Below are 24,785 nucleotides of genomic sequence, written 5' to 3' on the forward strand. Positions count from 1 at the left end.
ACTTGGTCCGATTCTTATCCCAGATGCAGTATTTTATCCGATTAATGGCGCTGGCTTCCCTGGTGGCAGCGTCTACTGAAGCCGTTGCGCAGGCGCCCCGCCGCCCGGCTCCTAACTACCAAGTGCGTGGCCAACTCACCAATGCCCCGGCTGGTACCAAGGTATTTCTGACCGATAACAGCGCCGGCCGGCCCGGACCGATAGACTCGGCCCGAACCGATGCGAAAGGCCGTTTCCAGCTGCGAGGCACGGTGGCGGACCCGGGCGTGTACAGTCTGCGGGTAGCCGGCCAGCGCTGGACAACTGACGTGGCCCTGGCGCCCAACAGCCGCCTGCAGCTGCGCGCCGACGCCACCCAGCTCCGGCGCACCAGCGACATTACGGGCACCCCGGAAGCCACCACGCTGGCCCGCATGAACCAGGAGCAGTTCCGGTTGATGTCCCATATCGACACCCTGGTCCAGCGGCGCTCCACCACCACCGACACGGCCGCGTTGCGCCGCATTGAGCAGGAGTGGGATGCCACCTTTGCGGCGTTTCGGGCGGCCGCCCGGCGCGTGGCCGGGCAGGCGTCGTACGTGGCGCCCTACGTGGCCGCGACGCTGCTCAGCGGCACCGAGGAGCCGGCCGAGCTGGCCTTCCTGGATTCGGCTACCACCCGCTACGTGCGGCAGTGGCCAGCGTCGCTCCACACGCAGCAGCTACAACGCTACCAGCGCATGCGCCAGGCCACGGCCCTTGGCCAGCTGGCGCCGGCTATGCAGCTGCCCACGCCCGAGGGCCCGCCTTTGGCCCTGAGCAGTCTGCGCGGCAAGTACGTTTTGGTTGACTTCTGGGCTAGCTGGTGCTCTCCCTGCCGGCAGGAAAATCCCGAACTGGTTCGCACGTACCAGCGGTTCAAAAGCAAAGGATTTGAAATCTACGGCGTGTCGGCCGACAGCAAGAAAGACGCGTGGCTGGCTGCCATTCAGAAAGATGGCCTGCCGTGGCCGCAGGTGCGCGACGAGCCCTCCGACACCAGCGTGGCCAGCACTGTGTACAACATCTACAAATTCCCTTCGTCGTTTTTGCTTGACCCGCAGGGCCGCATTATTGCCAAAGACCTGCGCGGCGAAGACCTAGCCAAAAAGCTGGCGGAACTGCTGCCCTAGGTGTCCCAGCATCGCCAGAGCAGCGGCGCGCCAGATAGTGTGCAGTTAAGCGGCCGGGGTTTCCGGGTTTCCTGAAGCTTTGGGAAACCCGGAAACCCCGGCCGCTGTTGTGGGCCTCAACCAGCCGGGCTTTTCCCAAATCCGGCTGAAAGTGGCAACTTGCGGCGGCTTTGGCTGTCCTTTGCCTACCTAACTGCCGGCACGAGGCCGGTTTTTCTTCTGAATATGTTGAAAATGAAGAGTCTGCTGATTGTTGGCGCTGTGCTGGGCATGGCCAATGCCTGCACCAAAAACACGCCGCCCACCGCCGGCACCACCGACGGCGCCGGCTACCAGCTGAGCGGCCAGCTCACCAACGCCCCGGCCGGCACCAAGCTCTACCTGGCCGAGCTGGGTGACACCCAGTTCATCTCGCGCGACACCGCCACTCTCGACGACAAAGGCAATTTCCGCTTCACGGGCACTGTGCCCGAGCCCGGCCTCTACCAGGTGAAAACCACCGACCAGAGCCAGGTGCTGCTGGCCCTGAGCAACGGCAGCAGCATAGAGATGTCCGGCGACGCCCAGAAGCTGGCCGAAACCTACACCGTGAAAGGCTCCAAAGACTCGGAGCTGCTGCAGCAGCTCAACCGCACCATGCAGCAGTCGAAGGGGCAGATGAGCCAGCTGGAGGCGCGCTACAACCAGAACGCCGCCGCCAACCGCACCGACTCGATGCAGGCCATCGAGAAGATGTTTTACGACGCGCAGGCCCGCAGCACCAAAAGCATCAAGGCGCTGGTGCAGCAAAACCCCAAGTCGGTGGTTTCGGCCTTCGTGGTGGCCAACCTGATCAACCCTGAGGAGCAGTTCGGCTTCGTGGACTCCATGACCACGCAGTTCAAAACCACGCTGCCCGACTCGCGCTATACCAAAGCGCTGGTGGCCAAAGTGGAGCCCATGCGCAGCACGGCCGTCGGTGCCGCCGCCCCCGAAATCAGCCTGCTGGCGCCCGATGGCAAGCCGCTGCCGCTGAGCAGCCTGCGCGGCAAGTACGTGCTGATTGACTTCTGGGCCAGCTGGTGCGGCCCCTGCCGCCGCGAAAACCCCAACGTGGTGCGCGCCTATAACAAGTACAAGGGCAAAGGCTTCGAAATCTACGGCGTGAGCTTCGACCAGGACCGCGGCAAGTGGCTGAAGGCCATCGAAGCCGACGGCCTCACCTGGAAGCACGTTTCGGACCTGAAAGGCTGGGAGTCGGCCGCTGGCCAGACCTACAGCATCAAGTCCATTCCGGCCTCGGTGCTGCTCGACCCGCAGGGCCGCATCATCGGCAAAAACCTGCGCGGCGAAGCCCTGGAAGCCAAGCTGGCCTCGGTGCTGAAGTAGTGGCCTGGGGTCTTGGATGAGCTTATCATCCTTTCCACCCACCTTCTACTTCTCTCAATCAATTACAACAAAAACGGCTCGTCAGATGACGAGCCGTTTTTGTTGATGGAAAGTCCGGTTTCCTAAGCCTCCAAGTCCCCAAACCCCTACAGAAACATGCGCTGCATGGACTGCCAGAGCTGTTTTTTTGCGGCCGGCATCATACTCCAGCATCTTGATTTCGCTGGCGCCGAGGAAGGCGGTGTCGCCGTAGAGCAGAACGGGCTCGTAGGGCTGGGTGGTGTACACGGCCACGTCGAGCAGGTTTCGGCCGAAGGCCAGAAACTGCCGGGCGGCCAGGTGCTGGCGCAAACTGCACAGCGCCACCGGAAACTTCTCGTGCTCCACGTTCACCAGCACCACGTCTTCCATCACCAGCCGGATGGCCTTGAGGATGTTGTTGAGGAACACGTTGCGGGGCAGCTTTCGGAACTCGTCGGGCGACACCCGCACCAGAATCAGCAGGCCGTTGGGGTTGCTGCCCAGCGTGGAAAACGGAATGTGCGCCACCGGCGACTGGGTGGGCGTGGGCTGCACCCGGCCCGGCTGCGAAGGCGGCGCCACCGGCGCAGCCGGCAGCTCGGCCAGCGTGAACGAGTTGAACAGCGGCCCCGCATCAACCGGCACCTTAACGGGCGGCGCCAACGGCGCGGGCACCGGGGCTGGCGCTGGAGTAGGCGGCACCGCCGCTGCTACTGGTGCCGGTGCCGGTGCCGGGGGCGTGGCGGGTGCGGCCGGAGCTGCCTGAACGGCGGGCTTCGCGGCTGCTGACGCCGCCGGAATGGCCGCAACGGGTGCCGCCGCTGCCGGCACTGCCGCCGCCTGCGGTAGCGCAGGTGCTGCCGAAGCGGCGGCCGGCTCCGCTGGCGCGGCTGGCTGCGATTCGGGCACTACGTACAGCGACACGTCGGTGTAGAAGTTCTGGAAGAAGGCGAGGGAAGCGGCAGTGTCCATAGTGGGAAGATAGAGGAAAGCGGCCGGGAAACGGCGCAGATGGCTGGGTTGATGGGCCGCGCCGCCCGGCTACTCCATGGCGAACAGCGCCTTCAGCTCGGTGGCTTCTTCGGGCTTCATGCGGCCGGCCAGCACCAGGCGCAGCTGGCGGCGGCGCAGGGCGCCGTCGTAGAGGGCAATTTCCTCGGGCGTTTCGGGCAGGGCCTCCGGCACGTCGATCGGGCGGCCCGACTGGTCGACGGCCACGAAGGTGAAGAACGCTTCGTTGCTTTTGATGCGGGTGCCGCTCGGAATGTCCTCGGCCCACACATCAATGTGCACTTCCATGCTGGAAGCGAAAGAGCGGGTCACCTGGGCCTGCAGCGTCACGACGCTGCCCAGCCGGATGCCTTCCCGAAACGACACGTTGTCGACGGAGGCCGTCACGACGATGCGGTTGGAGTGCTTCTGCGCGGCAATGGCGGCGGCAATGTCCATCAGGTGCATCATCCGGCCGCCCATCAGGTTGTTGAGCGTGTTGGTGTCGTTGGGCAGCACCAGCTCGGTCATAATCACGAACGAGTCTTTGACGGGCTTCTGTTTGCGCATCATGCGGAAAAAGTGAATCAGGAGTGAAGCCCCAAAGATAGGCACAGACCCGGCGCGGCCGGCAGGGTCAGGCCAGTAGCTTGTTTCAGCCACAAAAAAGCCCCCGGCACCAACTGGCACCGGGGGCTTCAAAAGGTAGTGGAACCGGCTAGTTCACCAGCACCTTGGTGGTGAAGGTCTGGTCGCCGAGGGTGAGGTGCACCAGGTACACGCCGGCGGTCAGGGGCTGGCCGGCCGCGCCCTGCAGGCGGATGCTCTGGGCGCCCGTGCCGTAGGTTTTGGCGGCTACCTGCGCCACTTCGCGGCCCAGCATGTCGGTGAGGCGTACGGCGGCGCGGGTGGCGGTGGTCAGGGTGAAATGCACGGCAGTTTCAGCGGTCAGCGGGTTCGGGAACACGCTGATGCCGCGGCGGGCCAGCTCGGCCTCCTGGTTGGCCAGCGGAGCCTGCGGGTCGAGCAGGCGCACGTTGTCGAGGCAGATGCGGTTGCCCACGCCGCTCACCGACTCGAAGCGCACCAGGAACTTGGTAGCGCCCTGGTAAGCCGCCGGCAGCGGAATGGTGGTCGTCTGCCAGTCGGCGCGGGCCGTGGGCACGAAGTTGGTGATGATGGTGCCGTTCTTGGTGTCCAGGGCCGCGGCGTTGTAGGTCAGCGGCGCCGACCACGTCGCACCGCAGTCGGTGCTGAACGAGATGCGCAGCACGTCGTTGGCGGTGGCCGACCGCAGGGCGTAGGCGCGCTCGAAGCTCAGGGTGGGGGTGCTGCCGATGCTGCTCAGGTTGATGTTGGGCGAGGTGAGCGTGCTCACCGTGCCGGCCGCCAACGACGGGTTGGGCGCCAGCAGGTAGGCTACGCCGGTGGCCGCCGTGCCGTTGGCGCGCTGCCAGCTGAAGGGGTTGGCGCCGGGTATGGAGGAGGTGATGGTCCAGTTGCGGATGGGGGTGCCGGCGTAGTTGTTGGGGAAGTCGGCGTTTTCAAACGACTCAATCAGCGGGGCCTGCTCGCCGGAGTTGGCGCCCAGCACCTGCACTACCCGCTCCAGCTTCAGCGTATCGCGCCCGTCCGGGGTGATGATGATGAGCGTGGCGTCGTAGGTGCCGGCCGTGGGGTAGGTGACTACGGGGTTGCGGGCCGTGCTGGTGGCCGGCGTGCCGCCCGTGAAGCGCCAGTCGAACTGGGTGGTGGCGGCTACGTAGTTGTAATTGTAGGAGTAGTCGGCGAAGAGGACGCTGCCGCCTTCACACACGCTGCTGGTAGAAGGGCGGAAGGCCGCTACCGGCGCGCAGATGGCCGACTGGTAGCCGTCGTTGGTGCCGGTCTGCAGCAGGTTCTGGGCCGATACCAGCGTGGAGCGGCAGAGGCGGGTGAGCGAGGCGCGCATCACCGTTTTCTGGCCCAGCGTGAACATCTTGGCGCAGGTGGCATAGTCCATGTAGTTCTGCACGTTGGACAGAATGCCGGTGGGGTTGTTGTTGGGCGTGGTGCTACCGGTGCCATCGGCGTTGCAGGGGCGGTAGGTGGTGGAAGGGCAGCCGGAAGAAACGCCCGCCGTGTTGGGCGTGTCGGCAATGCCGTCGTCGAGGCCGCAGTTGGAGGCGGTGCCGGGCGTGTTGGAAGGGCCCCAGGTGTGGGGCAGGCCAAAGTAGTGCCCCACCTCGTGGGTCATGGAGCGGGCCGCAAAGTTGGAGCCGCCCGAGCGGCCGATGCTGCCAAACTGCGCGTTGCGAATCACGATGCCGTCGAGGGCGGTGCCGGCGCAGGGCAGGTAGGCGTAGCCGCCGGCGCCGTTGGCCACGTCCACCACCCAGATATTAAGGTAGCGGTTGGGGTCCCAGCGAATCACGTTCTTCACGTTGTTGTCGCCGATGTTGGTTTGGGTGGAGTAGGTGCGCGTAATGCCGGTGGTGCAGTTGCCGTCGGGGTCTTTCTTGGCCAGCCGGAACCGGAAGCCCACGTTGGCATACAGCGGCTGAAACTCCGGAATCACGTCGGCCGTGTCGCGGTTGGTTTTGCTGAAATCCTCATTCAGGATGCGGATAGCATCGTTCACTTGGGCCTCGGTGATGTTGTTGCCGGTGCCCGTATGAATAACGTGCACCACCACCGGCACCGTTACGTCGGGGGCGGCCAGCAGGCGGGCCTGCTCGGCGGCGGGCATCATGGCCACGCTCCGGATAAAGGCGCGGTATTCGCGCTCAGCGGTCGGGTTGCGGGCCCATTCCAGCTGCTGCAGGCTGTCGGAGGCACACCGGAAGCCATAGTATTGCTCGGGGTAGCGCGTGCCACGCTGCTGGGCACTGGCGCCCAACTGGCTGAGCAGCCCTGTCAGTAGCAGCAATAGTTTGAGTAAAGATCTGTTTCGCATTGAACAGGAAAAAAAGTGGAAGAAATAAGGGCAGAAATGACCGGCAGCAAGCCAGCGAAAGCAGGGTAAATACATGCGCAACAGCTGGTTTCGGGTAGCTGTTCAGCGATGGTCCGACAAGTTACAACACGGCCGCAAAAGATGCGGGCAAAACCATTCCGCAGGCCCTGCAGCCGGCGCCCGCACCCGCAAAAAAAGCCGCCCCTCTCTCCGGCAAGGAAAGAAAGGCAGCCCTGATTTCTAGCGGCGCAAAGCGGCGCTTAGCTGGCCCAGCCGGCCTGGCCCAGCAGCGGCACAAACCGGAACTCCTCAAACTCTTCGCGCGTGAATTCCTCCTCGCTCACCCGCGTCACGCGCACCATGCGCTGCACCTGCGCGTCGCCCACCGGAATCACCAGGCAGCCGCCTACGCGCAGCTGCCGCAGCAGCGGGCGGGGCAGGGTCGGGGAGCCGGCCGTCACCAGAATCCGGTCGAAGGGCGCGTGCTGGGGCAGGCCCACCGAGCCGTCGCCGCAGAACAGCTGGGCCGTGCGGTGCAGGTGGGCCAGGCGGCGGCAGGTGCGCTCAAACAGCACCGGCTGGTACTCGATGCTGAATACGTGGGGCGTGAGCTCCAGCAGCACGCAGCACTGGTAGCCCGAGCCGGTGCCGATTTCCAGCACCCGGTGTTCGGGGGCGGGGTCGAGCAGGGCCGTTTGGTAGGCCACGGTGTAGGGCTGCGAAATGGTCTGGCCCTCGCCAATAGGAAACGCTTTGTCCTGGTAGGCATGCGCCTCAAAGCCGGCCTCGAAAAAGGCGTGGCGCGGCACGGCCAGCACCGCGGCCAGCACCCGCTCGTGGCGGATGCCTTTGCGGCGCAGCGCTTCCACGAGGGTGCGGCGCTGGCCGCGGTGTCGGTAGGTGTCGGCGTGCATACGGGAGGGAAGGGCAGGCCTGTGGTGGGCGGCAGAGGCCGGAGGCGGCCAGGCTGCCCGCCACAGAGGCTGTATGGATTCTGGTTTATTGCTCTACCTTTGCGAGGCTCCAAAACGGGCCGTGCAGGCCCTTTAGGGCATTAAATCCGGTGCGAAGCTACCCATTCGCCCCCATAATATCACGCGCCGGCCCTGGCGGCCGGCTTGATTGCGCTGCCCTTGATTCGCACCTTCCAACTACTGAAGCTGATAGCCGCCGACTTTCTGGCGGCCTTGCTGGCCTGGGTGTGCTTCTTTCTGCTGCGCAAGTACCTGTTGCAGGAAATCACCGAAGGCTACCGCTTCACGGAAGGCGCGCTGTTCTTCCTCTCGGGCTCGGCCCTGATGATTGCCGCCTTCTGGACGGTGCTCTACGCCCTGATCGGCGAGTACCGCGACATTTTCCGCAAGTCGCGGCTGGCCGAGATTATCCGGCTGGCCCGGGTGTCGGTGCTGGGGGCGCTGGTGATTTTCTTCGTGCTGCTGCTCGACGACGAGGGCGTGCAGAACTACCGCTCGTACTATAAAACCATTTCGGCCTACTTTCTGCTGCACTTCACCCTCACGGCCATTCTGCGCACCTGGGCCGTGAGCAGCGTGCAGCACCTGGTGCGCAACGGCACCATCTTCTTCAACACGCTGCTGGTGGGCTCCAACGCCCTGGCCCTCGATACGCTGCAGGAGCTGCGCCGCACCGGCCGCCACCTGGGGCTGAAAGTGGTGGGCTTCACGCCGATTGAGGAAGGCGCCATCGACGAGGCCCTGGCCGCCGAGCTGCCCGCCCGCGGCTCCTACCGCCGCCTGCCCGCCCTGATCCGGGCCCTCGGCATCGAGCAGGTGGTTATTGCCATCGAGCCCAGTGAGCACCGCGTGATTGAGGAGATTCTGACGCTGCTGGAAGGCACGCCGGCCCGCGTGAGCATCCTGCCCGACCTCTACCAGATGCTGCTGGGCTCGGTGAAAGTGAGCCACGTGTTCGGCACGCCCCTCATCGAAATCAAGCAAGATTTGCTGCCGGTGTGGCAGAAGGTGCTCAAGCGGGTGATTGACGTGGTGGCGTCGAGCGTGTTTCTGCTGCTGGCCTGGCCGGGCTACCTGTTCACGGCCATCATGGTGAAGCTCTCCTCGCCGGGGCCGGTGTTCTACTCGCAGGAGCGTATTGGGCGCCTGGGCCAGCCGTTCCGCATCTACAAGTTCCGCTCGATGTACGTGGACGCCGAGAAGCAGGGCCCCTCGCTCAGCTCCGACCACGACCCGCGCATCACGCCCTGGGGCCGCTTTATGCGCAAGGTGCGGGTCGATGAGCTGCCGCAGTTCTGGAACGTCATCAAGGGCGACATGAGCATCGTGGGCCCGCGGCCGGAGCGGCAGTTCTTCATCGACCAGATTGTGCAGATTGCGCCCCACTACCGCCACCTGCACCGCGTGCGGCCCGGCCTCACCAGCCTCGGCCAGGTGAAATACGGCTATGCCGAAACCGTGGCCCAGATGGTGGAGCGCCTCAAGTTCGACATCCTCTACATCGAAAATATGAGCCTTGCCATGGACTTCCGGGTGCTGCTCTACACGCTCAAGATTATCATTGAGGGGCGAGGTAAGTAGCAGAATATCGATACTGCTGCCTTTTACCAGTATGTTCACGCCGCCACCTGCCGGGCCGGCCCGCCGCATTACGTCGGATGGGCCGCACACCGGCAAACGGAATTTTATTGCTGTTGCCTGATTTTCCATCTTATACCTGATAGCGCATGATCTTCATTTTCGGAACGCGTGAGTCGCACCTGCGCACCATCCCCACGCCCGGCCACGCCTGCCCGGCCTGCGCCAACAACGAAGCGTTGAGCCTGCTGTTTTTCAGCCGCTACGCCCACCTGTTTTTCGTGCCGCTGTTTCCGGTTTCGCGGCGGATGCAGGTGGTCTGCGCCAACTGCCGGCAGAGTGGCTCGGAAAGCGCCATTCCGGCCAGCCTGCTGCCGTCGGCGAAACATATGCAAAAGCAGACCGGCCGGCCGTGGTGGCAGTTTATCGGCCTGCTGCTGGTAGGCGCGGCCGTGGCGTTCTTTGCAGTGGCCGCCCTCACGGCCAAGCCCAAGGCTGAGCAGGACAAGGAGGAACTGGCCCGCCTGCGCCAGCCCCAGGTCGGCGACGTATACGTGCTGAACACGGCTGATAAAGGCAATGTGCTGCTGCTGCGCGTGCAGAAGGTGGTGCCCGACAGCGTGTATGTGTCGCCGAGCAAGGCCGCCGAAGGCAGCTTCAAAGCCTACCAGCACTCGCACGACGCCAACAACTACCAGCCCAACCAATATGCGGTGCCCCTCAGCAGCCTTGTAAACATGCACCAGCAAGGCGAGTTGTACGACGTACTGCGAGACTAATCCGGCCGCGCTTCCCTATATCATCAGACTTTCGCTTCCTTCATGTTCACCGGCATCATCGAAACCCTCGGCACCATCACGGATGTGCGCCGCGAAAACTCCAATATCCACTTCACCGTGCAGTCGGGCTTCGCGCAGGAGCTGAAAATCGACCAGAGCGTGGCCCACGACGGTGTGTGCCTGACCGTGGTGGCCGTAGACGGCATGGCGGGCACCCACGTGGTAACGGCCATAGACGAGACGCTGCAGAAAACCAACCTGAACGCCTGGGCGCCCGGCCGCCGCGTGAACCTGGAGCGCTGCCTGGCCGCCAACGGCCGCTTCGACGGCCACATCGTGCAGGGCCACGTGGACCTCACGGCCGAGTGCGAGGCCGTAGAAGACCAGAACGGCAGCTGGCTGTACCGCTTCCGCCACGAGCCCGGCGCCGGCCGCGTGACGGTGGAAAAAGGCTCCATCTGCATCAACGGCACCAGCCTCACCTGCTTCAACAGCACCGACGACGGCTTCTCCGTGGCCATCATCCCCTACACCTACGAGCACACCACCTTCCAGGACCTGCAGCCCGGCCACCGTGTAAACCTGGAGTTCGACATCGTGGGCAAGTATGTGGCCAAGCTGCTAGGCAAGTAGGCGCCGGCCGCAACCAGCAGTCTGCGGCTGCAGCAGCCACGCCACCTTTCCGGTCCTGCAGCCAGCAGCTGCCGAACCGCTTGCTTGTGTATGCATCATCAGTAGTCCAAAGCAGGCATTACCCGCCATGGCCCTAAACTGGCCATCCGGCCGATACAGGAAGCAGCGGCAACACAGGGACAAAAACCACCTATGCTCCTACGCAACTGCCGCGCCGGCCGCCCCAAAGCACAGGGGCGGCGGCGCGGCAGCACAGAAAAAAAATAAGTCAGTGCGGAAGCTAGCGGCGACGGCGGCGCATTGCGCGCAGGCCGTAGGCCACGGCCCCAGCAGCCAGCAGGCTGGCCCCGCCGTCGATGGGCACGGCCGTTGGCTCGGGGGCCGGACCGGGAACCGGGCCACCCGAGCCCGGGCCCTGGGCGCGGGACGTACCGCCCACCAGGGCCAGCGTGAGCGTAAGTGTGAAGAGGGAGCGTTTCATCAGAAGAGAAAGTCAGGATAGAAAGAAAAACCAATTCGCCCAGGGCCACTCAACCGCCGGCTCCTACTGAAGGGAGCCGGCGGCGGGCGGGCCGGTTGGGGTGACCGGGAGCCGGGCGCTTACTGACGCACGAGGCGCTTGGTGAGCGTCTGGCCCTGCTGGGTGGTCAGGCGCAGCGTGTACACGCCTACGGGCAGCTCCTGCACGTTGAGCGTCTGCTCGCCGGCCGAGAGGCGGGTAGTCTGTACAGTCTGGCCGATGCTGTTGAGCACCTGCACCTGCAGGCCGCCCCAGGCGGCGGGGCGCACGAGCTGCACCTGGCCCTCCGTTGGGTTGGGGTACAGGCTGAGTTGCTGCGCCAGCTGGCTGCTGGTGCTCAGGGCGCGGCCCGCCACTTCCAGCTGCAGGCGGCCGGCGGTGGTGCCGGCGGGCAGCGTGAGGCTGTAGCGGGTGCCGGCCAGCAGCGGCGTGCGGGTGCCGGCGGTCAAATCCACCAGCACCACGTCGGTGCCGGCGGGCAGGTTAGCCAGGTCCGTGGCCGTGAGCGAGTAGGTGCCGGCCTGCGGGGCCTGCAAGGTCAGCGGCACGGGCTGGCCCAGCGGGAAGGCGGGGCGCCCGTCGATGGCCAGCGCCTCGCCCGAGGCGGCCAGCGTGGCCAGGCTCAGCCCGTTGGGGTTCCAGAGCTTGGCCGCATCAAACTCGCGGTCGAAGCCGGCGGTGGCGCCGGGCTGGGCGTAGACGGTCAGCGCGTCATTCAGGCCCTGGCCGCTGAGCGTGAGCTGCAGCTGGGGGCGGTCGTCGGCCGCACCCCGGCGCACGGGGGCCTGTAGGCTGTAGTCGGTTACGCGGTTGGCGTTGGTCAGCTCCAGGCTGCCGCTGGTCTGGCCCGCACTCACCCGCACGAAGAACGCCTGGCTGCTGCCCAGCAGCGGGTTGCCGAAGCCGTTGACGAAGCTGCGGTAGCCGCCGCCGTACTGGCTGGTGCTCTCATAGGTGTAGAACGCCGCATCCATGTTCGTGCGCTGGCTGGGCGCGATGGTGCTCAAATCCAGGGGCGAGGGGTAGGGGTTGCCCACCAGGTTCCAGCCCGCCTCAGCGGCCGTGGCCCCGCTGGCGCGGCTGAGCGGCGTGGTGCCGCCGATGTTGGCCACCGGGCCCGTGAAGCTGAGCGTGCTGGCCCCGGGCAGCTGCACCGTGAAGCCGCGGCCACCCAGGGGGGCAGCGTCGGTCAGGGCATCGGGCGACTGCCAGCCCTTGTCGAAGGCCGACAGGGTGGTAGCCGGTGAGGTCGCCAGGCGGGCCTGGTCGTAGAAGTACACAGTAGGGAAGGGCGCTACGGCCCCGGGGTTGGCGGCCGAGTTGTAGGCGCTGTTGACCACGGGCGTGGTGCCGCCCGAGCCGAAGCTGGCCACGGTGGCAGTAAACACCGGCGCCGCGAGGTGGCGGTAGCCCAGGCCGGGGTTCAGGCTGCCATCAATGTAGCGCTGCACGGTCACGTTGCCTGTGACAAGGCCCGTGCCCAGGTTGGCAATCAGGGCCGTGCCGCTGGCGTCGCTCAGCAGCGTCAGCGGCTGGCCGTTGGTGGTTAGGCTGCCGGCACTGGTTACGCTCAGCACCTGGCGCACGGCCACGGGCTGGGTCAGGGCGGCCGTGCCGCCGGCTTTGCTCACGCGCAGGTTGGGCACGGTGCCGCCGCTCACGCCCAGGGCCTGGGCCCCGGCGCCGCTGAGCTGCAGCGTGCCGGTGGTGCCGCTGAGCGTGGCGGCGCTGCTTACGTCGCCGGTCACGTTGAGCGTGCCGGCGGCCAGGTCCAAGTCCGAGGCGGCGGCGGCGCTCAGGTTGCCGGCCACGGTGGCCGTGCCGCCGGTGCGCAGCAGGGCCGCGCCGGTCTGGGCGTAGCCGCCGTTGACCTGCAGCGTGCCGCCGCTGTTCACGAACAGCGTGCCGCCGTTACTGGTCAGCACCGGGGCCGGGGTCTGGGCGTAGGCGGCCAGGGGGCCAACCACCAGCCCCAGCCTCAGGAGCCACTGGCGGCGCTGAAGATATGGAGAAGCTCTCATCAGAATATGAAGAAATGCATAGCAGGTGATAGGCGGCTTTTACCTCATCAGCCTTTGCGGACGACTCACTGCCTGGCCAGCGTTTTTGCTTTTCAGCCTTGGCCAAGAGAAACGTCGGCGACGAGTTGGAGGAGCGTACGGTGCGCTATGCGTGTATCAAATAGAATCCCTACTCTGTTTGGCGTCCGGTTTTCGGGTTCCCCGGTGTGCCTGGTGTGACCCAGGCGGCCTGTTCGGCAATCAGGAACGACGCCTTAGTTCAGCTTCACAATCGTCCACACCACGCTGCCGTCGTTTTTGAGAGTAGTGGAGACGTTGGAGTTTGGACTGAGGGCCCGGATGCGCAGGGCATCGTTGGCATTCAGCGTCAGCATGTACATGTTGCTGCCCACACCCCGAAGGCCAGCGGGCAGGTTGCTGCCGCCGCCGTTATTGATGGTGTATGATTGGTAAATGTTACTGGTCGAAATGGCGTTGCCGTTCACTTCCACGTAATTCCAGGTGCCAAGGGTGTTGGTACCGTTATCCACCGTGCTGTAGCGGAACGCAATCAGGTAGGTGCCGGCCGAGGGAGCGGTGTAGGTGCTCGTGCTGGCGTTGTAGGTGCCAAGCGTGGGGGCCGTTACCACATTGTTGAACGATACCACGTCGCCTTGATTCGAGCCAGGGGCCGTAGCGAGCGTTTGCGTGGCGTTGGTCTTGGAGACGACCAGTTCAGTAATCGCGCCGGCGCTGCCTGCCCAGCTAGTGCCGCCGCTGCCGTTGCTGACCACTACCTGCCCAGCATTGCCGCGCGAGGTGGGCAGCGTGTAGGCGCTGGTGCCGCCGTTGATGCTCACGCCGCTGCTGCTCCAGCTCAGGCCCGTGCTGGCCCCGGCCGTACCGTAGCCCAGGCGCCCACCGGTTTGGCCGCTGAGTACAGGCCCGTTGGTGGTGCTGTTGAATTGCAGGAAGTTGTTGCCGTCGGTGGCCGCCCGCAGACGCAGGGCGTTGTCGTTCAGGCCCAGCGCGCCGGTGCCCGAGAAGTTGAGATTAAAGCCGCCCAGGCCCACGCTGCGGTTGCCGCTCAGCGTGCCGTCGGTGGTATAGAGGTTGGACCCGCCGCCCGTAGCCGGCGTCACCCATCGGGTGTTATAGTCAGTACCGTCCACTTTGCTCAGCACCTGGCCGGCCGTGCCGCCGGTGGGCACACCCTGGCCGGCCGGGCCTTGTGGGCCGGTGGCACCGGCAGCACCCTGCGGGCCGGTAGCGCCGGCTACGCCGGTGGCGCCCGTATCCCCTTTGTCGCCTTTCGCGCCGGCCGGGCCCGTGGCCCCTGCGGCACCCGCCGCGCCCGTATCGCCTTTGTCACCCTTGGCACCCGCCGGGCCGGTCGGCCCCGCTACCCCCTGCGCACCGGCTGCACCAGTAGCGCCAGCCGGGCCAGTGGCTCCGGCCGGGCCGGTCAGGCCCTGCGGACCGATTGGGCCGGCCGCGCCGGTAGCACCCGTATCGCCTTTATCACCTTTTGCGCCCGCTGGGCCCGTAGCGCCGGCCGGACCGGCTATGCCCTGCGGCCCCGCCGCGCCCGTATCGCCTTTGGCCCCCGCCGGGCCCGTCAGGCCCTGCGGACCTATCGGACCAGCTACACCGGTAGCGCCGGTGTCGCCTTTATCACCTTTGGCACCTGCCGGGCCCGTAGCACCGGCCGGACCGGCCACGCCGGTAGCGCCCGTATCGCCTTTGTCACCTTTAGCACCCGCCGGGCCGGTAGCGCCGGCCGGGCCAGCTATGCCCTGCGGACCGATTGGGCCGGCTGGGCCTACGCTGCCGGCGCTGCCTACGCCTATCCAGGCCGAGCCGGTGTACACGTAGAAGCCGGGCGTGTTATCGGTTTGATACACGAGCAGACCGGTGGCGGGGCTGCCGATGGCGTCGCGCTGGGCCTGGCTCATGCGCGGGGCCAGCAGGCCCTTGCTGGTGCTGCTGGCATCCAGCACGGCCGAGGGGTGGGGCGAGGTGGTGCCCACGCCCACGTTGCCTTGGGCCAGGGCGGCGGTGGTGCCCAGGCCTAACAGACCCAGGGAGAGAAGGAAGCGGCGCGAGGCCACCGATACGTTGCGGAGATGTACCGACATAACGAGGAAAATAGGATGGAAAAAATTGTGGCATTTAGGATTCCACTCAGTAGGAATCCTGTTTGCAAAGCTGGCCTAGTGGTAAAGGGGCAACAACTTTGTTTTGTCCCTATTTCTGGGGACAAACACATGCCTTATTTTATTAAAAATTGTATCTTTTAAATAAAATGCGTTTTGTCCCCAGAAATAGGGACACGCGCCGTTACCATTTCCCGGTTTGGGCCGGCAAATTTTGTTCTGGCAGCCGCATTTCACGCCGCAGCCGAATGTTGCCTTTCCCCTAACCCAGTTTTCTCCCCGCCATGCCGTTTTCCGCTTTTCCCCCTGCCTCCTCGCCACTGGGCGGGGCCCGCTCAGCGGCTCCCACCGGCCCGTTGCGCTTGGCCATCGTCGAGGACGATGCCACCATCCGCGAGTTGCTGCACCGCTACCTGTGCGTGTGCCCCGAGTTCGACTGCATCGTGGTGGCTGACAGCATTGAAACCCTCTGGCGCGAGCTGACCCTGAGCTTGTCCCCCCAACTGCTGCTGTTGGATTTGAGTTTGCCTGGTGAAAGCGGCCTGGATGCGCTGCCGTCGCTGCTGGCGCAGTTTCCGGACCTACAAGTGCTGGTGCAGACCTCCAACGACGCAGCCGATACCATTTACGAGGCGCTGCGCCGGGGCGCGCGCGGCTTCGTGGTGAAAAGTGCCACGCCGCTGCCGGCCTACCGCCAGGCCCTGCTCGACGTGGCCGCTGGCGGGGCCGTAATGAGCCCGTCGGTGGCGCGCAAGATGCTGGAGTATTTCACCCCCGTGCCCTCGCAGGAAGACTACCTGCTCTCGGAACGGGAGCGGCAGGTGCTCGAAGGCCTGGTGGCCGGGCGCACCGAGAAGCAGGTGGCTGAGCAGTTGGGAATCGGCGCGGCCACGGTGCGCACCTACGTCGTGCGCCTCTACGACAAGCTGCGCGTGGCCAATAAGGCCGAGCTGCTGGCCCGCGCCGCCCGGGGTAGGCTGTAGAAGTTAATGTTTAGATATTCGTTGTCAGTTGTTTATGCGCAGTGAATCGGAAGTGTGAAGAAGGCCTGGTGAGGTTGCGTCGAGGCCTTTGTGGTGTTGATCGACAACAACAAACAACCGACACCCAGCAACTGACAACGAAAAACTACTTACTGCAACGGCCGGGGCACGCGCAGCCGCACGCGCCAGCCAGCGCCGGCCGCCGCGTCGGGGCCGGCGGTGAGTGTGCCGCCGAGCTGGTGGGCCCGGGTGTGCAGGTTGCGCAGGCCCTGCCCAGCCCGGGAGGTGGGCGCGGCCACTGGAGCCGGGCCACCCTGCTGCACGTCCAGCACCAGTTCCACAGACGTGACAGTGAGCGTGAGCGAGAGATCTGCTCCGGCTGGGGCGTGCTTAAGCGCATTGGTCAGCGCCTCCCGGCCAATCAGGTACACGTGCTGGCGCACGTCGGGGCGCAGGGTGGCGGCGGCCGGAAACGGCTCGGGGCTGCGGGTAAAGTTGGCCGGCCGCCCGGCGGCGGTGGCACTTTGGGTCAGCAGGTCCTGCAGGCGGTCGGAGAGGGCTCCGGCCGTGTCAGCGGCGGCGTCAACCGTCCAGATCAGGTCGCGCACGGTGGCGGCGGCGGCCCGGCTTTCGTGCAACAGCTCGTCGAGGAAGGCCGGCTCGGGTATTTCCCGGGCCAGCTCGGCGCGTAGCGTCACACGGGTGAGCAGGTTGCCCACCTCGTCGTGCAGGTCGGCCGCCAAGCGGGCGCGTAGCTGCTGTTCGGCCCGCACCCGGCCTGCCCGCAGACGCTGCCAGCCATACACGCCTCCACCCACGGCGGCGGCCAGCAGCAGCGTGCCCACAGCCCAGGTGGCGGGACGCCGCTGCCAGGGCTGCTCCACGGTTAGCGGCAGCGTGATGTGCCGGGTGGCGGGCTGGCCATCGGCGGTTTCGCCGCGCAACTGCAGGCTGTAGTCGCCGGGCGCCACCTGCTGCAGATGCAGCGTACCACGGCGGCCCAACCCCAGCCAGCGGGCCGAGTCCTGGCCCGCCGGCACCAGCCGGAAGGCGTAGCGGGGCTGCGCGTCGGGAGTGTAATCGGCCAGCGCCACCTGCACGTCCAGAAAGGCGTCGCCGGGGGCCATGGTCAGGGCTGGCAATTGACCTGGGGCTGGGTAGCGGGTATGGGTCAGGCCGGTGTTGGCAGAATGCTGGGCAAGCGCGGCCAGCAATAGCTGGGGCCGCGTCTGGCCCGGGGCACGGGCCACCTGCGCGGCGCGCACCCGGCTGGCTCCGCCCACGCCGCCCACCAGCAGCTCGCCCGTGGCCGCATCGTAGCCCACCGACTGGCGGTTGCACTCCTCGGCGGCCAGCCCGTCGGCGGCCGTCAGGTGCTGCAGGCGGCCGGTGCGGGGCACGTAGCGGACCAACCCCCGGTAGGTGCCCAGCCACAGCGCAAGCGGGTCGGTGGGCAGCCGGGTCAGAAAGGCCACCGACTCGCTGGGCAAGCCCTGAGCCGGCCCCAGCTGGCGCTGCAGCCCACGGCGGGGGTGCAGCAGCAGCAGGCCCTGGTCGAAGGTGCCCAGCCACAGGCTGTCGGGGTGGGTGAGGAGCAGGCTGCGCACGTCGGCAGTGGGTAGGCGGCGCGGGGCTGGCTCGTTGGGGCCGTAGCGCTGCAGCTGGCCGGTGGATACAGTCAGGTGGTAAAGGCCCTGGCTGGTAGCCACCCACAGCACGTCGGGCGGGCCCTCGACCAACGCCTCAATGCGGCACTGGTGCAGGCGGTAGCCTGCGTCGGCCTCGCGGTAGCGGCGCACCGTGCCCCGCTCAGTGTCAATCATAAACAGGCCCGCCACCGAACCGCCCCAGACGCGGCCGGCCCGGTCGCGCAGCAAGCACAGCCCGTTGGTTTCGCCCAGTGGCGGGTGTGGCCCCACCCAGGGCAGAGGGCGCTGCCGGCCCTGGTCCCACACGTCGAAGTGGCCCAGCTCGTTGGCGATAAGCAGACGCTTGCCCGGCAGCGGCAGGGTGGCAAACCACACGCCCGCCTGCAGGGTAGTGGCCAGCCGCCGCAGCGGGGCGGCGGCAGAGTCGGCGGGCTGCACCCACAGGCCCTCGTAGCTGCTCACAAAGCGGCAGCCGTCGGGCAGGCGACCCAGGGCGCGGGTGCTTATGGGCTGGGCTGGCCGGGTGGGCAGCGGCTCGGCGGCCAGCTCGGCCGGGGCCACGCGCACGGCCCCGGGGGCATCAAATCGGAAGCCCAGCAGCGCCCGGCCGTCGGGCAGCGGCACCAGTTCCATTTCGCGGCCGAACAGCAGCGGGGCCACCCGGCGGCGCACCACCGGCGGCTGCCCGCCGCGCAAGCCGCGCAGCGAGAGGCTGAACACCTGCTCGCCGGCCGACCAGAACCAGGTGCTGTCGAGCTGCACTACCCGCAGCACCCGGGCCATCTCATTGCTGGACCAGGTCCAGGTATCGGTCTGTTCGGCCGGCCGGCCCTGCACCACCCGGTAGAGGCCCGTGGCGCGCAGCTGCCACTGCCCACCCGTGCCGGGCACGACGAGCCGGGCCCCGGGCGGCAGCCAGGTGGGGGCGTGGCCGGGGCGTAGCAATTGGCCGTGGTAGAGGGCTGTCAGGCGCTGCACCTGCCAGCGGCCGGTGGGCGTCTGGGCCAGGGCTCGGCCCAGGCCCAGCACCCGCCAGCGGCCCAGCGAATCGGGGGCAAAGCCAGTCACCCAGCCCACGGGGTGGCGCAGTTCGGCGCGGGCCGGCTGGCGGGGCTGGCCGGGGACCAGGCTGAAGACGGAAAACGGGTCGGCGTCGCGGCCCACCCACAGGCGGCCCCGATACCAGCCCAGGGCCGTGACACCCAAGCGCTTGGCCGGGTAATCGGGTAGGGGCACAGGGCGCAGGCGGCCTTTGCCAGGGTCAAAGGCCCACAGACCAGCAGCTCCGCCCCACCAGAGGTGGCCTCCGGCGTCGCGCAGTACGGCCCGCATGGAGCCGGCGGGCAGCACCGGACCCTGCTGCACCAGCTCGCGCAGAGGTACCAGGCGCTGGCCGTCGTAGCGGTAGCCGCCACGGTCGGTGGCCAGCCAGAGCCAGCCGGCCGGGTCGGGCACGGCCTGCCAGATGACGAGGTTGCGCAGGGCCGGATCAGTGGACAGCTGCTGGGCCCAGGCCGGCTTTATCAGCACGGCCAAAGCAAGCAGCAGCCAACAACCGGCCTGCCGGCGTACCAAGCGGGAAAAAGGAGAGAAAAAAAGCACGTGGGAACGGTGGGGCAGCTAGTACCACCAAAGCTACCGCATTGTTTACTACGGTTGGGCTTGACGGTGGCCGTTTCGGCGGGTTTGTTACGAGGGCTGCTTTAACTCAGTTCCGCCGGGCAGAGCTACCATCGTCGGCTACGTTTGTGCTTCCTCTCAGCCATTTACCAAATTCAAAATGGAGTCTGGCCACTATGCCACAGGTTTGTTTAATTGCCGACACTCTGCCGCCCTAACTATCCGACGGCCACCCAGCAACAACTATCGCCGGGCACTGGCTGTACCCCGCATTCTGTCGCAGTGTAGTGTGGAGCAAGAGTAGCTGGAGGATGCTGCCCACCTGAGTTGAGTACTATGCCAGCAAGTCGCTGAATCGGCCACTGAAACTGCCCTGAGTATGGAAATCGACCACCTCTTTATCTTCTCCGATTCGCCACACGCCGCCGCCGAGGAGTTGCGGGCTCTGGGCCTGACTGAAGGCAGCGGCCGCGCGCATCCCGGGCAGGGCACCAGCAACCGGAAGTTCTACTTCGAAAACGGGTTTCTGGAGATTCTGTGGGTGCACGATGCCGCCGAAATCAACAGCCCGCTGCTGCGGCCCACCCAACTGGGCGAGCGGGCCCGCTACGCCACCACGGGAGCTTCGCCCTACGGCCTGTGCCTGGTGAATACGCCCGATACCGACCCGATTTTTGCGGCAGCCGTGGCCTATCAGCCGGTGTATTTCCCGGCGGGCCTGCCCATTGATGTGCTGCCCCACACCCATAATCCCAGCCTGCCCTGGACGTTTCGGCTACCCTTCAAAGGCCCCAAAGCTGCCACCACCGAGCCTACCCGGCACCCGGCGGGTCTGCGCCGCCTCACGCGCGCCGCTTTCGGGCTGGCGAAGTACGATGCCGCTGATTTGCTGCTGCTGCAGTTGGCAGGGCAGCCGCAACTGGCGTTTGGGCCAGCCGCCGCCAATTCCCTGGTGCTTACTTTCGATGAGCATCGCCAGGGCCAAACTGCGCATTTCTCTGATCTACATCTTACTATTGCCTATTAGGCACCAGGGCCGCGCCCAAACCCGCCGCTGCGTATTCTGATGGCCGCGCTGATTTCGAAATTGCTCATGAGCGCCAGGTTATTGAAGTTGCTGACTGCTGGACTGCTGCTGAGTATTTGCGGTTTACTCTACTTGCTACTCTGGCCGCGGCTACAGCCACCGGCCCCGCGCTTCCTTACTTACCGGGTTGACCTACGCCGTCAGGCCCTAAAACTCTACTGGCTGGATGAGCAGCGCCGGCCGCTGCGTAGCCTGGACCGGCTGCGCAGCTGGTTGGCCAGCCGCGGCGACACACTGCAGTTTGCTATGAACGGTGGCATGTTCCGGCCCGGCAACGCGCCGCTGGGGCTCTACATCGAAAACGAGCAGCAATTGATGCCCCTGGACACGCTGGCCGGGGCTGGCAACTTCTACCTGCAGCCCAACGGTGTCTTCTACATCACGCTCGATAACCGGGCTGGCGTGTGCCCTACGGCCGATTTCCGGCAGCTGAACCTCCGGCACCTCGTGCGCTACGCCACGCAGTCGGGGCCGATGCTGGTGCTGGATGGGCAGCTGCACCCGGCGTTCCGGGCCGGCTCCGCAAACCGGCAGATCCGCAACGGCGTGGGGGTGCTGCCCGATGGGCGGGTGCTGTGCGCACTGTCGCGGGAGCCGGTCAACTTCTACGTTTTCGCGCGGTTCTTTCAGCAGCAAGGTTGCCGCAACGCTTTGTATCTGGACGGCTTCGTATCCCGCGCCTACCTGCCGGCGCAGGGCTGGACGCAGACCGACGGCGACCTGGGCGTGCTCATCAGCGTAACCAGCCGATAAAGCCTGCTGACAGGCCCGTCCGGGCCGCTACCGGGCGACCGGTGCTTTTTCGGGCATAGAGCGGGTTGGCTGCAAAGACTTTTCGGCCGGAAACAGGCGCGCAGCCAGACGCTTATACAGCGCAGCGCAGCCCCAGGCCAACAAACTGCCCAGCACCGCGCCGGCCAGCACATCGGATGGGAAGTGTGCGGCCAGGTACATGCGGCTGTAGCTCACGACCAGCGCCCAGCCCAGCAGCAACCACTTGGCCACGCGGTAGCGCCGGGGCAGCACCAGGGCCATAAACACCGTGAGGGCAAAGGCGTTGGCCGCGTGCGACGACATAAACCCAAACTGCCCGCCGCAGCCGTTGATCAGGTTGAGCGTGGCCGACAGGTCGGGGTCGTGGCAGGGGCGGAGGCGGGCGAAGTAGGGCTTGAACAGGCGGCTGGAAATTATGTCGGCCAGGGCCACGCTGGCGCCCAGCAGCGGCAGCAGCAGCCAGGCCCGCCGCCCAAACAGGTAGGCCAGCATCACAAGCAGCACAAAATACGCCGGAAACCACACCAGCCGCTCCGTAAAGAACACCATAAGGGCGTCCAGCGTGGGCGTGCGGTGGGTGTTGGCGGCTACCAGCAGCCAGCGGTCAAAAGATTGTAATGCTTCTATCAATGTCAGTTTTCGGTTGTCAGTGGCTAGTGGTCAGTTGCTGGTCGGCAGCCCAATTCTTGCATTTGTCGACTGACAACTGACCACCACCAACTGACAACCAGTTAACGAGGGGCCAGCCAGTCGACTCCTTTGCGCAGCCACTGTTGGGTGGCGGCTTCGGGCGAGTCCGGCTCAATGGGAAAATTGTAGTGCCACTCGCATTGCGGCGGCAGACTCATGAGGATGCTTTCGGTGCGGCCGCCGGTTTCCAGGCCGAAGCGCGTGCCCCGGTCGAAGGCCAGGTTGAACTCGGCGTAGCGGCCGCGGCGCACCAGCTGCCACTGCTTTTCGCGCTCGGAGTAGGGGCGGTCGGCGTTCTGGCGCAGCAGCTCGCAGTAGGCTTCGCCAAACACCCGGCCCACGGCCTGCACGAAGGCAAACAGAGCGTCCCGGTCGCCGTCTTTGCCCACCGTGAGGCGGTCGAAGAAGATGCCGCCCACGCCGCGGGTTTCCTGGCGGTGGGGCAGGAAGAAGTAGTCGTCGGCCCAGGTTTTGAAGCGGGCGTAGTAGGTGGGGTCGTGGGGCGCGCAGGCGGCGGCAATCTGCTCATGAAACCAGCGGGCCTGGGCTTCGTCCACGTAAATCGGGGTCAGGTCGAGGCCGCCGCCAAACCAGGCTTCGCCGTTGCCGGCCTCGAAGTAGCGCACGTTCATGTGGGCGATGGGCACCTGCGGGCTGCGCGGGTGCTGCACCACGCTCACGCCGGTGGCAAAATACTCGGGGTTAGGCATGAGCAGCACGCGGGCGGCCTGCTCGCTCATAGTGCCCTGCACGCCCGAGAAGTTCACGCCGCCCTTCTCGATGATGGTGCCGTGGGTGAGCACCCGGCTGCGGCCGCCGCCGCCGCCGTGGTGCTGCCAGGCGTCTTCTTGGAAGCGGCCCGTGCCGTCGGCCTGCTCCAACTGCTGGCAGAGCCAGTCCTGAAACTGGCGCATCCAGTCGGCCACCGTTTCACGGAATTCGGCGGCGGGGCGGGGCGTGGGGAAGGAGGCAGTAGGGGCGGAAAGCATAGGATTCATAACGGCAGAGGCGTTGGTTCGGGGGCAAACTTCGGCCGCAAAAACACGCCACAACCTGACAAAAATCAGGTGAAGAGCTGCTTTTGTGCCGGCAAAGGTAGAAATTTCCCCGGCCGCCACGCGTCAGCCCACAGAGGCGCGCAATCGGAAATGGTTGCAGCACTTGGCCAGGCAGGGTTTGTTTTGAAGGAAATATTCAGGCTGATAAAGTAAACCGGTGGGCGCTGCGTCCTGTTAGCCAGCCGCTAGGTTTTCGCGGCCTGCACCTAATGAACATACTGGGTAAAAACCCTTCCCGAAACAGTCAAAGCCAATTTGTGGGGCTGGAAAACTACCACAACGGCCAGTTCCGCAACCCGGGCGACGTGCAATTTAGCCCCGCTGATGCCAAGCTGGGCCAGCTGCTGCGCGACTATTTGCGCCGTCCAGCCACCGTCACGCCCTCGCGCCCGATACCGTCGGTAACGACCGACCTGCGGCAGCTGCCCGCACAGGCCTCGCCCACGCTGGTGTGGTTCGGCCACTCGTCGTACCTGATCAAGGCGCAGGGCCTCACGGTGCTCGTGGATCCGGTGTTCAGCGGGGCTGCCTCGCCGGTGCCGTACTCGGTGCAGGCCTACGCGGGGGCCAACACCTACCAGGTCGCCGACCTGCCGCCCATCGACGTGCTACTCATTACCCACGACCACTACGACCACCTCGACTACGCCACCGTGCGCCAGCTCCGCGACAAAGTGGCGCGGGTGGTGGTGCCGCTGGGCGTGGGTAGCCACTTCCGGCACTGGGGCTTCGAGGCGGCGCGCATCACCGAGCTGAACTGGCACGATACCACCACGCTGCCGGGCGGGGCGCAGCTCACGGCCACGCCCGCCCAGCATATGTCGGGGCGCGGGGTGCGGGCGCGGCGCACGTTGTGGGCGTCGTACGTGCTGCAGCTGCCCGGCCACCGGCTGTTTCTGGGCGGCGACAGTGGCTACGGCCCGCACTTCCGGGCCATCGGCGCGCAATACGGCCCGTTTGATCTGGCGGTGCTGGAAAACGGGCAGTACAACGAGCTGTGGCACGCCGTGCACACGCTGCCCGCCGAAACGGCGCGGGCGGCGCAGGAGTTGGGCGCGCGCCTGCTGCTGCCGGTTCACTGGGCCAAGTTCACGCTTGGCTACCACCCGTGGAACGAGCCCATCCGCCTGCTGCTGCCCGCCGCCGCGGCTCTGGGCGTGCCCGTTACGGTGCCGCGCATCGGGGAACCTTACACGCTGGGCGAGCCAGTGAAACAGGCGGCGTGGTGGGATTTCGACTGACGTACAGCTCCGACGCTGCCAGCGTGAAGCTTTATAAAGCTACACCGCCTTACGCAGCAGCAGCAGCTCCAGCGGCTGCTTCGGGATGCTGGGGCTGGCGTGCACCGGAAACGGCAGGACCTCGCCGGTGCGTTGGAAGCCCAGCCGCTCGTACCAGGCAATCAACTCGGCGCGCACCGAAATGACGGAAATCAGCACGCTGCTGAAACCAGCCTGCCGGGCCTGGGTTTCGGTGGCGGCCAGCAGCTGCCGCCCGATTCCTGCCGCCTGCCGCGTGGGGTCCACGGACAGCATGCCCACGTACAGGTCGGGCGCCTGGGGCTTGGTATAGACGCTGCCCACCAGCTCGCCGGCCTCGGTGCAAGCCAACAGGAAGGTGGCGCCGGGCACGGCCGCGAGCTGGCGCAGGTCGGCTTCATCGGTGCGGGGCCCGTCGAGCAGGTGGGCTTCGGAGGTCCAGCCGCGCAGGCTGGCTTCGCCGCGGTAGGCGTTGTTGACGAGGCCGGCCAGGGCGGGCAGGTCGGCGGGAGTGGCGGCGGAAATGGCGAGCGGAACGAACATGGGCCCGAAGATACGGT

At 66.1% G+C, this 24,785-nt stretch carries 20 protein-coding genes; 9 read left to right on the top strand and 11 right to left on the bottom strand.

From position 1 onward, the window contains the following. Positions 1-44 precede the first annotated feature (44 nt). Together N008_RS21825 and N008_RS17085 are read left to right on the top strand one after the other, a co-directional pair. Positions 45-1,151 carry a TlpA disulfide reductase family protein gene (locus N008_RS21825; RefSeq protein ID WP_052381669.1) on the top strand — a complete coding sequence of 369 codons (1,107 nt, stop codon included), beginning with the start codon at positions 45-47 and terminating at the stop codon, positions 1,149-1,151. Positions 1,152-1,376: 225 nt separating this feature from the next. Further along, positions 1,377-2,519, top strand: coding sequence for a TlpA disulfide reductase family protein (locus N008_RS17085; protein WP_052381670.1), 1,143 nt, complete (start codon positions 1,377-1,379; stop codon positions 2,517-2,519). 81 nt (positions 2,520-2,600) lie between these two features. On the opposite strand, the gene N008_RS23625 is transcribed toward N008_RS17085, so the two are convergent. From N008_RS23625 to N008_RS17105, 4 genes are all read right to left on the bottom strand, one after another. Continuing rightward, positions 2,601-3,512, bottom strand: coding sequence for a hypothetical protein (locus N008_RS23625; RefSeq protein ID WP_197062887.1), 912 nt, complete (start codon positions 3,510-3,512; stop codon positions 2,601-2,603). Positions 3,513-3,581: 69 nt separating this feature from the next. Continuing rightward, positions 3,582-4,100 carry an acyl-CoA thioesterase gene (locus N008_RS17095; RefSeq protein WP_044019019.1) on the bottom strand — a complete coding sequence of 173 codons (519 nt, stop codon included), beginning with the start codon at positions 4,098-4,100 and terminating at the stop codon, positions 3,582-3,584. Positions 4,101-4,248: 148 nt separating this feature from the next. Then, positions 4,249-6,438: a M43 family zinc metalloprotease gene (locus N008_RS17100; protein ID WP_044017600.1), complete on the bottom strand. Its 2,190-nt coding sequence runs from the start codon at positions 6,436-6,438 to the stop codon at positions 4,249-4,251. A 287-nt stretch (positions 6,439-6,725) separates the two neighbouring features. After that, complete coding sequence (locus N008_RS17105) at positions 6,726-7,379, bottom strand: protein-L-isoaspartate(D-aspartate) O-methyltransferase (protein ID WP_044017601.1); 654 nt, start codon at positions 7,377-7,379, stop codon at positions 6,726-6,728. Positions 7,380-7,598: 219 nt separating this feature from the next. Here N008_RS17105 and N008_RS17110 point away from each other — a divergent pair, with 219 nt between their 5' ends. The 3 genes from N008_RS17110 (at position 7,599) to N008_RS17120 (ending at position 10,429) form a co-directional block, all read left to right on the top strand. Further along, on the top strand, positions 7,599-9,020 hold the full coding sequence (locus tag N008_RS17110; protein ID WP_044019020.1) for a sugar transferase: 1,422 nt from the start codon (positions 7,599-7,601) through the stop codon (positions 9,018-9,020). A 146-nt stretch (positions 9,021-9,166) separates the two neighbouring features. Next, complete coding sequence (locus tag N008_RS17115) at positions 9,167-9,796, top strand: hypothetical protein (RefSeq protein WP_044017602.1); 630 nt, start codon at positions 9,167-9,169, stop codon at positions 9,794-9,796. 42 nt (positions 9,797-9,838) lie between these two features. Then, complete coding sequence (locus N008_RS17120; protein ID WP_044017603.1) at positions 9,839-10,429, top strand: riboflavin synthase; 591 nt, start codon at positions 9,839-9,841, stop codon at positions 10,427-10,429. A gap of 280 nt (positions 10,430-10,709) precedes the next feature. Here the strand turns inward: N008_RS17120 and N008_RS17125 are convergent, their stop codons facing one another. From N008_RS17125 to N008_RS21830, 3 genes are all read right to left on the bottom strand, one after another. Next, a complete protein-coding gene (locus N008_RS17125) occupies positions 10,710-10,910 on the bottom strand; it encodes a PID-CTERM protein-sorting domain-containing protein (protein ID WP_044017604.1) in 201 nt (66 codons plus the stop codon). 119 nt (positions 10,911-11,029) lie between these two features. Further along, on the bottom strand, positions 11,030-12,970 hold the full coding sequence (locus N008_RS17130; protein WP_156109369.1) for a T9SS type A sorting domain-containing protein: 1,941 nt from the start codon (positions 12,968-12,970) through the stop codon (positions 11,030-11,032). A 254-nt stretch (positions 12,971-13,224) separates the two neighbouring features. Continuing rightward, on the bottom strand, positions 13,225-15,087 hold the full coding sequence (locus N008_RS21830) for a collagen-like protein (RefSeq protein WP_052381671.1): 1,863 nt from the start codon (positions 15,085-15,087) through the stop codon (positions 13,225-13,227). A gap of 302 nt (positions 15,088-15,389) precedes the next feature. Here N008_RS21830 and N008_RS17140 point away from each other — a divergent pair, with 302 nt between their 5' ends. Next, positions 15,390-16,088: a response regulator transcription factor gene (locus N008_RS17140; RefSeq protein WP_044017606.1), complete on the top strand. Its 699-nt coding sequence runs from the start codon at positions 15,390-15,392 to the stop codon at positions 16,086-16,088. 149 nt (positions 16,089-16,237) lie between these two features. Here the strand turns inward: N008_RS17140 and N008_RS17145 are convergent, their stop codons facing one another. Beyond that, positions 16,238-19,267, bottom strand: coding sequence for a histidine kinase (locus N008_RS17145; protein WP_231569830.1), 3,030 nt, complete (start codon positions 19,265-19,267; stop codon positions 16,238-16,240). 469 nt (positions 19,268-19,736) lie between these two features. Here N008_RS17145 and N008_RS21835 point away from each other — a divergent pair, with 469 nt between their 5' ends. Beyond that, complete coding sequence (locus tag N008_RS21835; protein WP_052381672.1) at positions 19,737-20,384, top strand: VOC family protein; 648 nt, start codon at positions 19,737-19,739, stop codon at positions 20,382-20,384. A gap of 132 nt (positions 20,385-20,516) precedes the next feature. Next, positions 20,517-21,197, top strand: a complete 681-nt coding sequence (locus N008_RS17155; protein ID WP_052381673.1) for a phosphodiester glycosidase family protein — start codon at positions 20,517-20,519, stop codon at positions 21,195-21,197. A 27-nt stretch (positions 21,198-21,224) separates the two neighbouring features. Here the strand turns inward: N008_RS17155 and N008_RS17160 are convergent, their stop codons facing one another. Both N008_RS17160 and hemF read right to left on the bottom strand, forming a co-directional pair. Continuing rightward, entirely contained in the window at positions 21,225-21,848 is a 624-nt protein-coding gene (locus N008_RS17160; RefSeq protein WP_052381674.1) for a phosphatase PAP2 family protein, read from the bottom strand. 101 nt (positions 21,849-21,949) lie between these two features. After that, on the bottom strand, positions 21,950-22,897 hold the full coding sequence (hemF, locus tag N008_RS17165) for an oxygen-dependent coproporphyrinogen oxidase (RefSeq protein ID WP_052381675.1): 948 nt from the start codon (positions 22,895-22,897) through the stop codon (positions 21,950-21,952). Between the two features lie 278 nt (positions 22,898-23,175). On the opposite strand from hemF, the gene N008_RS17170 reads away from it, so the two are divergent. After that, positions 23,176-24,207 carry an MBL fold metallo-hydrolase gene (locus tag N008_RS17170; RefSeq protein ID WP_081910863.1) on the top strand — a complete coding sequence of 344 codons (1,032 nt, stop codon included), beginning with the start codon at positions 23,176-23,178 and terminating at the stop codon, positions 24,205-24,207. A 39-nt stretch (positions 24,208-24,246) separates the two neighbouring features. Here N008_RS17170 and N008_RS17175 read toward each other — a convergent pair whose 3' ends face one another. Beyond that, positions 24,247-24,768: a GNAT family N-acetyltransferase gene (locus N008_RS17175; protein ID WP_044017608.1), complete on the bottom strand. Its 522-nt coding sequence runs from the start codon at positions 24,766-24,768 to the stop codon at positions 24,247-24,249. Positions 24,769-24,785 lie beyond the last annotated feature (17 nt).

Origin of the sequence: Hymenobacter sp. APR13 (assembly GCF_000737515.1) — a bacterium.
In the GTDB taxonomy this organism is placed as follows: Bacteria; Bacteroidota; Bacteroidia; order Cytophagales; family Hymenobacteraceae; genus Hymenobacter.

Excerpts from the sequence above, each read along its gene's own strand:
- N008_RS21825 (WP_052381669.1), top strand. The coding sequence starts at position 45 with ATGGCGCTGGCTTCCCTGGTGGCAGCGTCTACTGAAGCCGTTGCGCAG.
- N008_RS17085 (WP_052381670.1), top strand. The coding sequence starts at position 1,377 with ATGTTGAAAATGAAGAGTCTGCTGATTGTTGGCGCTGTGCTGGGCATG.
- N008_RS23625 (WP_197062887.1), bottom strand. The coding sequence starts at position 3,512 with ATGGACACTGCCGCTTCCCTCGCCTTCTTCCAGAACTTCTACACCGAC.
- N008_RS17095 (WP_044019019.1), bottom strand. The coding sequence starts at position 4,100 with ATGCGCAAACAGAAGCCCGTCAAAGACTCGTTCGTGATTATGACCGAG.
- N008_RS17105 (WP_044017601.1), bottom strand. The coding sequence starts at position 7,379 with ATGCACGCCGACACCTACCGACACCGCGGCCAGCGCCGCACCCTCGTG.
- N008_RS17115 (WP_044017602.1), top strand. The coding sequence starts at position 9,167 with ATGATCTTCATTTTCGGAACGCGTGAGTCGCACCTGCGCACCATCCCC.
- N008_RS17120 (WP_044017603.1), top strand. The coding sequence starts at position 9,839 with ATGTTCACCGGCATCATCGAAACCCTCGGCACCATCACGGATGTGCGC.
- N008_RS17125 (WP_044017604.1), bottom strand. The coding sequence starts at position 10,910 with ATGAAACGCTCCCTCTTCACACTTACGCTCACGCTGGCCCTGGTGGGC.
- N008_RS17130 (WP_156109369.1), bottom strand. The coding sequence starts at position 12,970 with ATGAGAGCTTCTCCATATCTTCAGCGCCGCCAGTGGCTCCTGAGGCTG.
- N008_RS21830 (WP_052381671.1), bottom strand. The coding sequence starts at position 15,087 with ATGTCGGTACATCTCCGCAACGTATCGGTGGCCTCGCGCCGCTTCCTT.
- N008_RS17140 (WP_044017606.1), top strand. The coding sequence starts at position 15,390 with ATGCCGTTTTCCGCTTTTCCCCCTGCCTCCTCGCCACTGGGCGGGGCC.
- N008_RS21835 (WP_052381672.1), top strand. The coding sequence starts at position 19,737 with ATGGAAATCGACCACCTCTTTATCTTCTCCGATTCGCCACACGCCGCC.
- hemF (WP_052381675.1), bottom strand. The coding sequence starts at position 22,897 with ATGCTTTCCGCCCCTACTGCCTCCTTCCCCACGCCCCGCCCCGCCGCC.
- N008_RS17170 (WP_081910863.1), top strand. The coding sequence starts at position 23,176 with ATGAACATACTGGGTAAAAACCCTTCCCGAAACAGTCAAAGCCAATTT.
- N008_RS17175 (WP_044017608.1), bottom strand. The coding sequence starts at position 24,768 with ATGTTCGTTCCGCTCGCCATTTCCGCCGCCACTCCCGCCGACCTGCCC.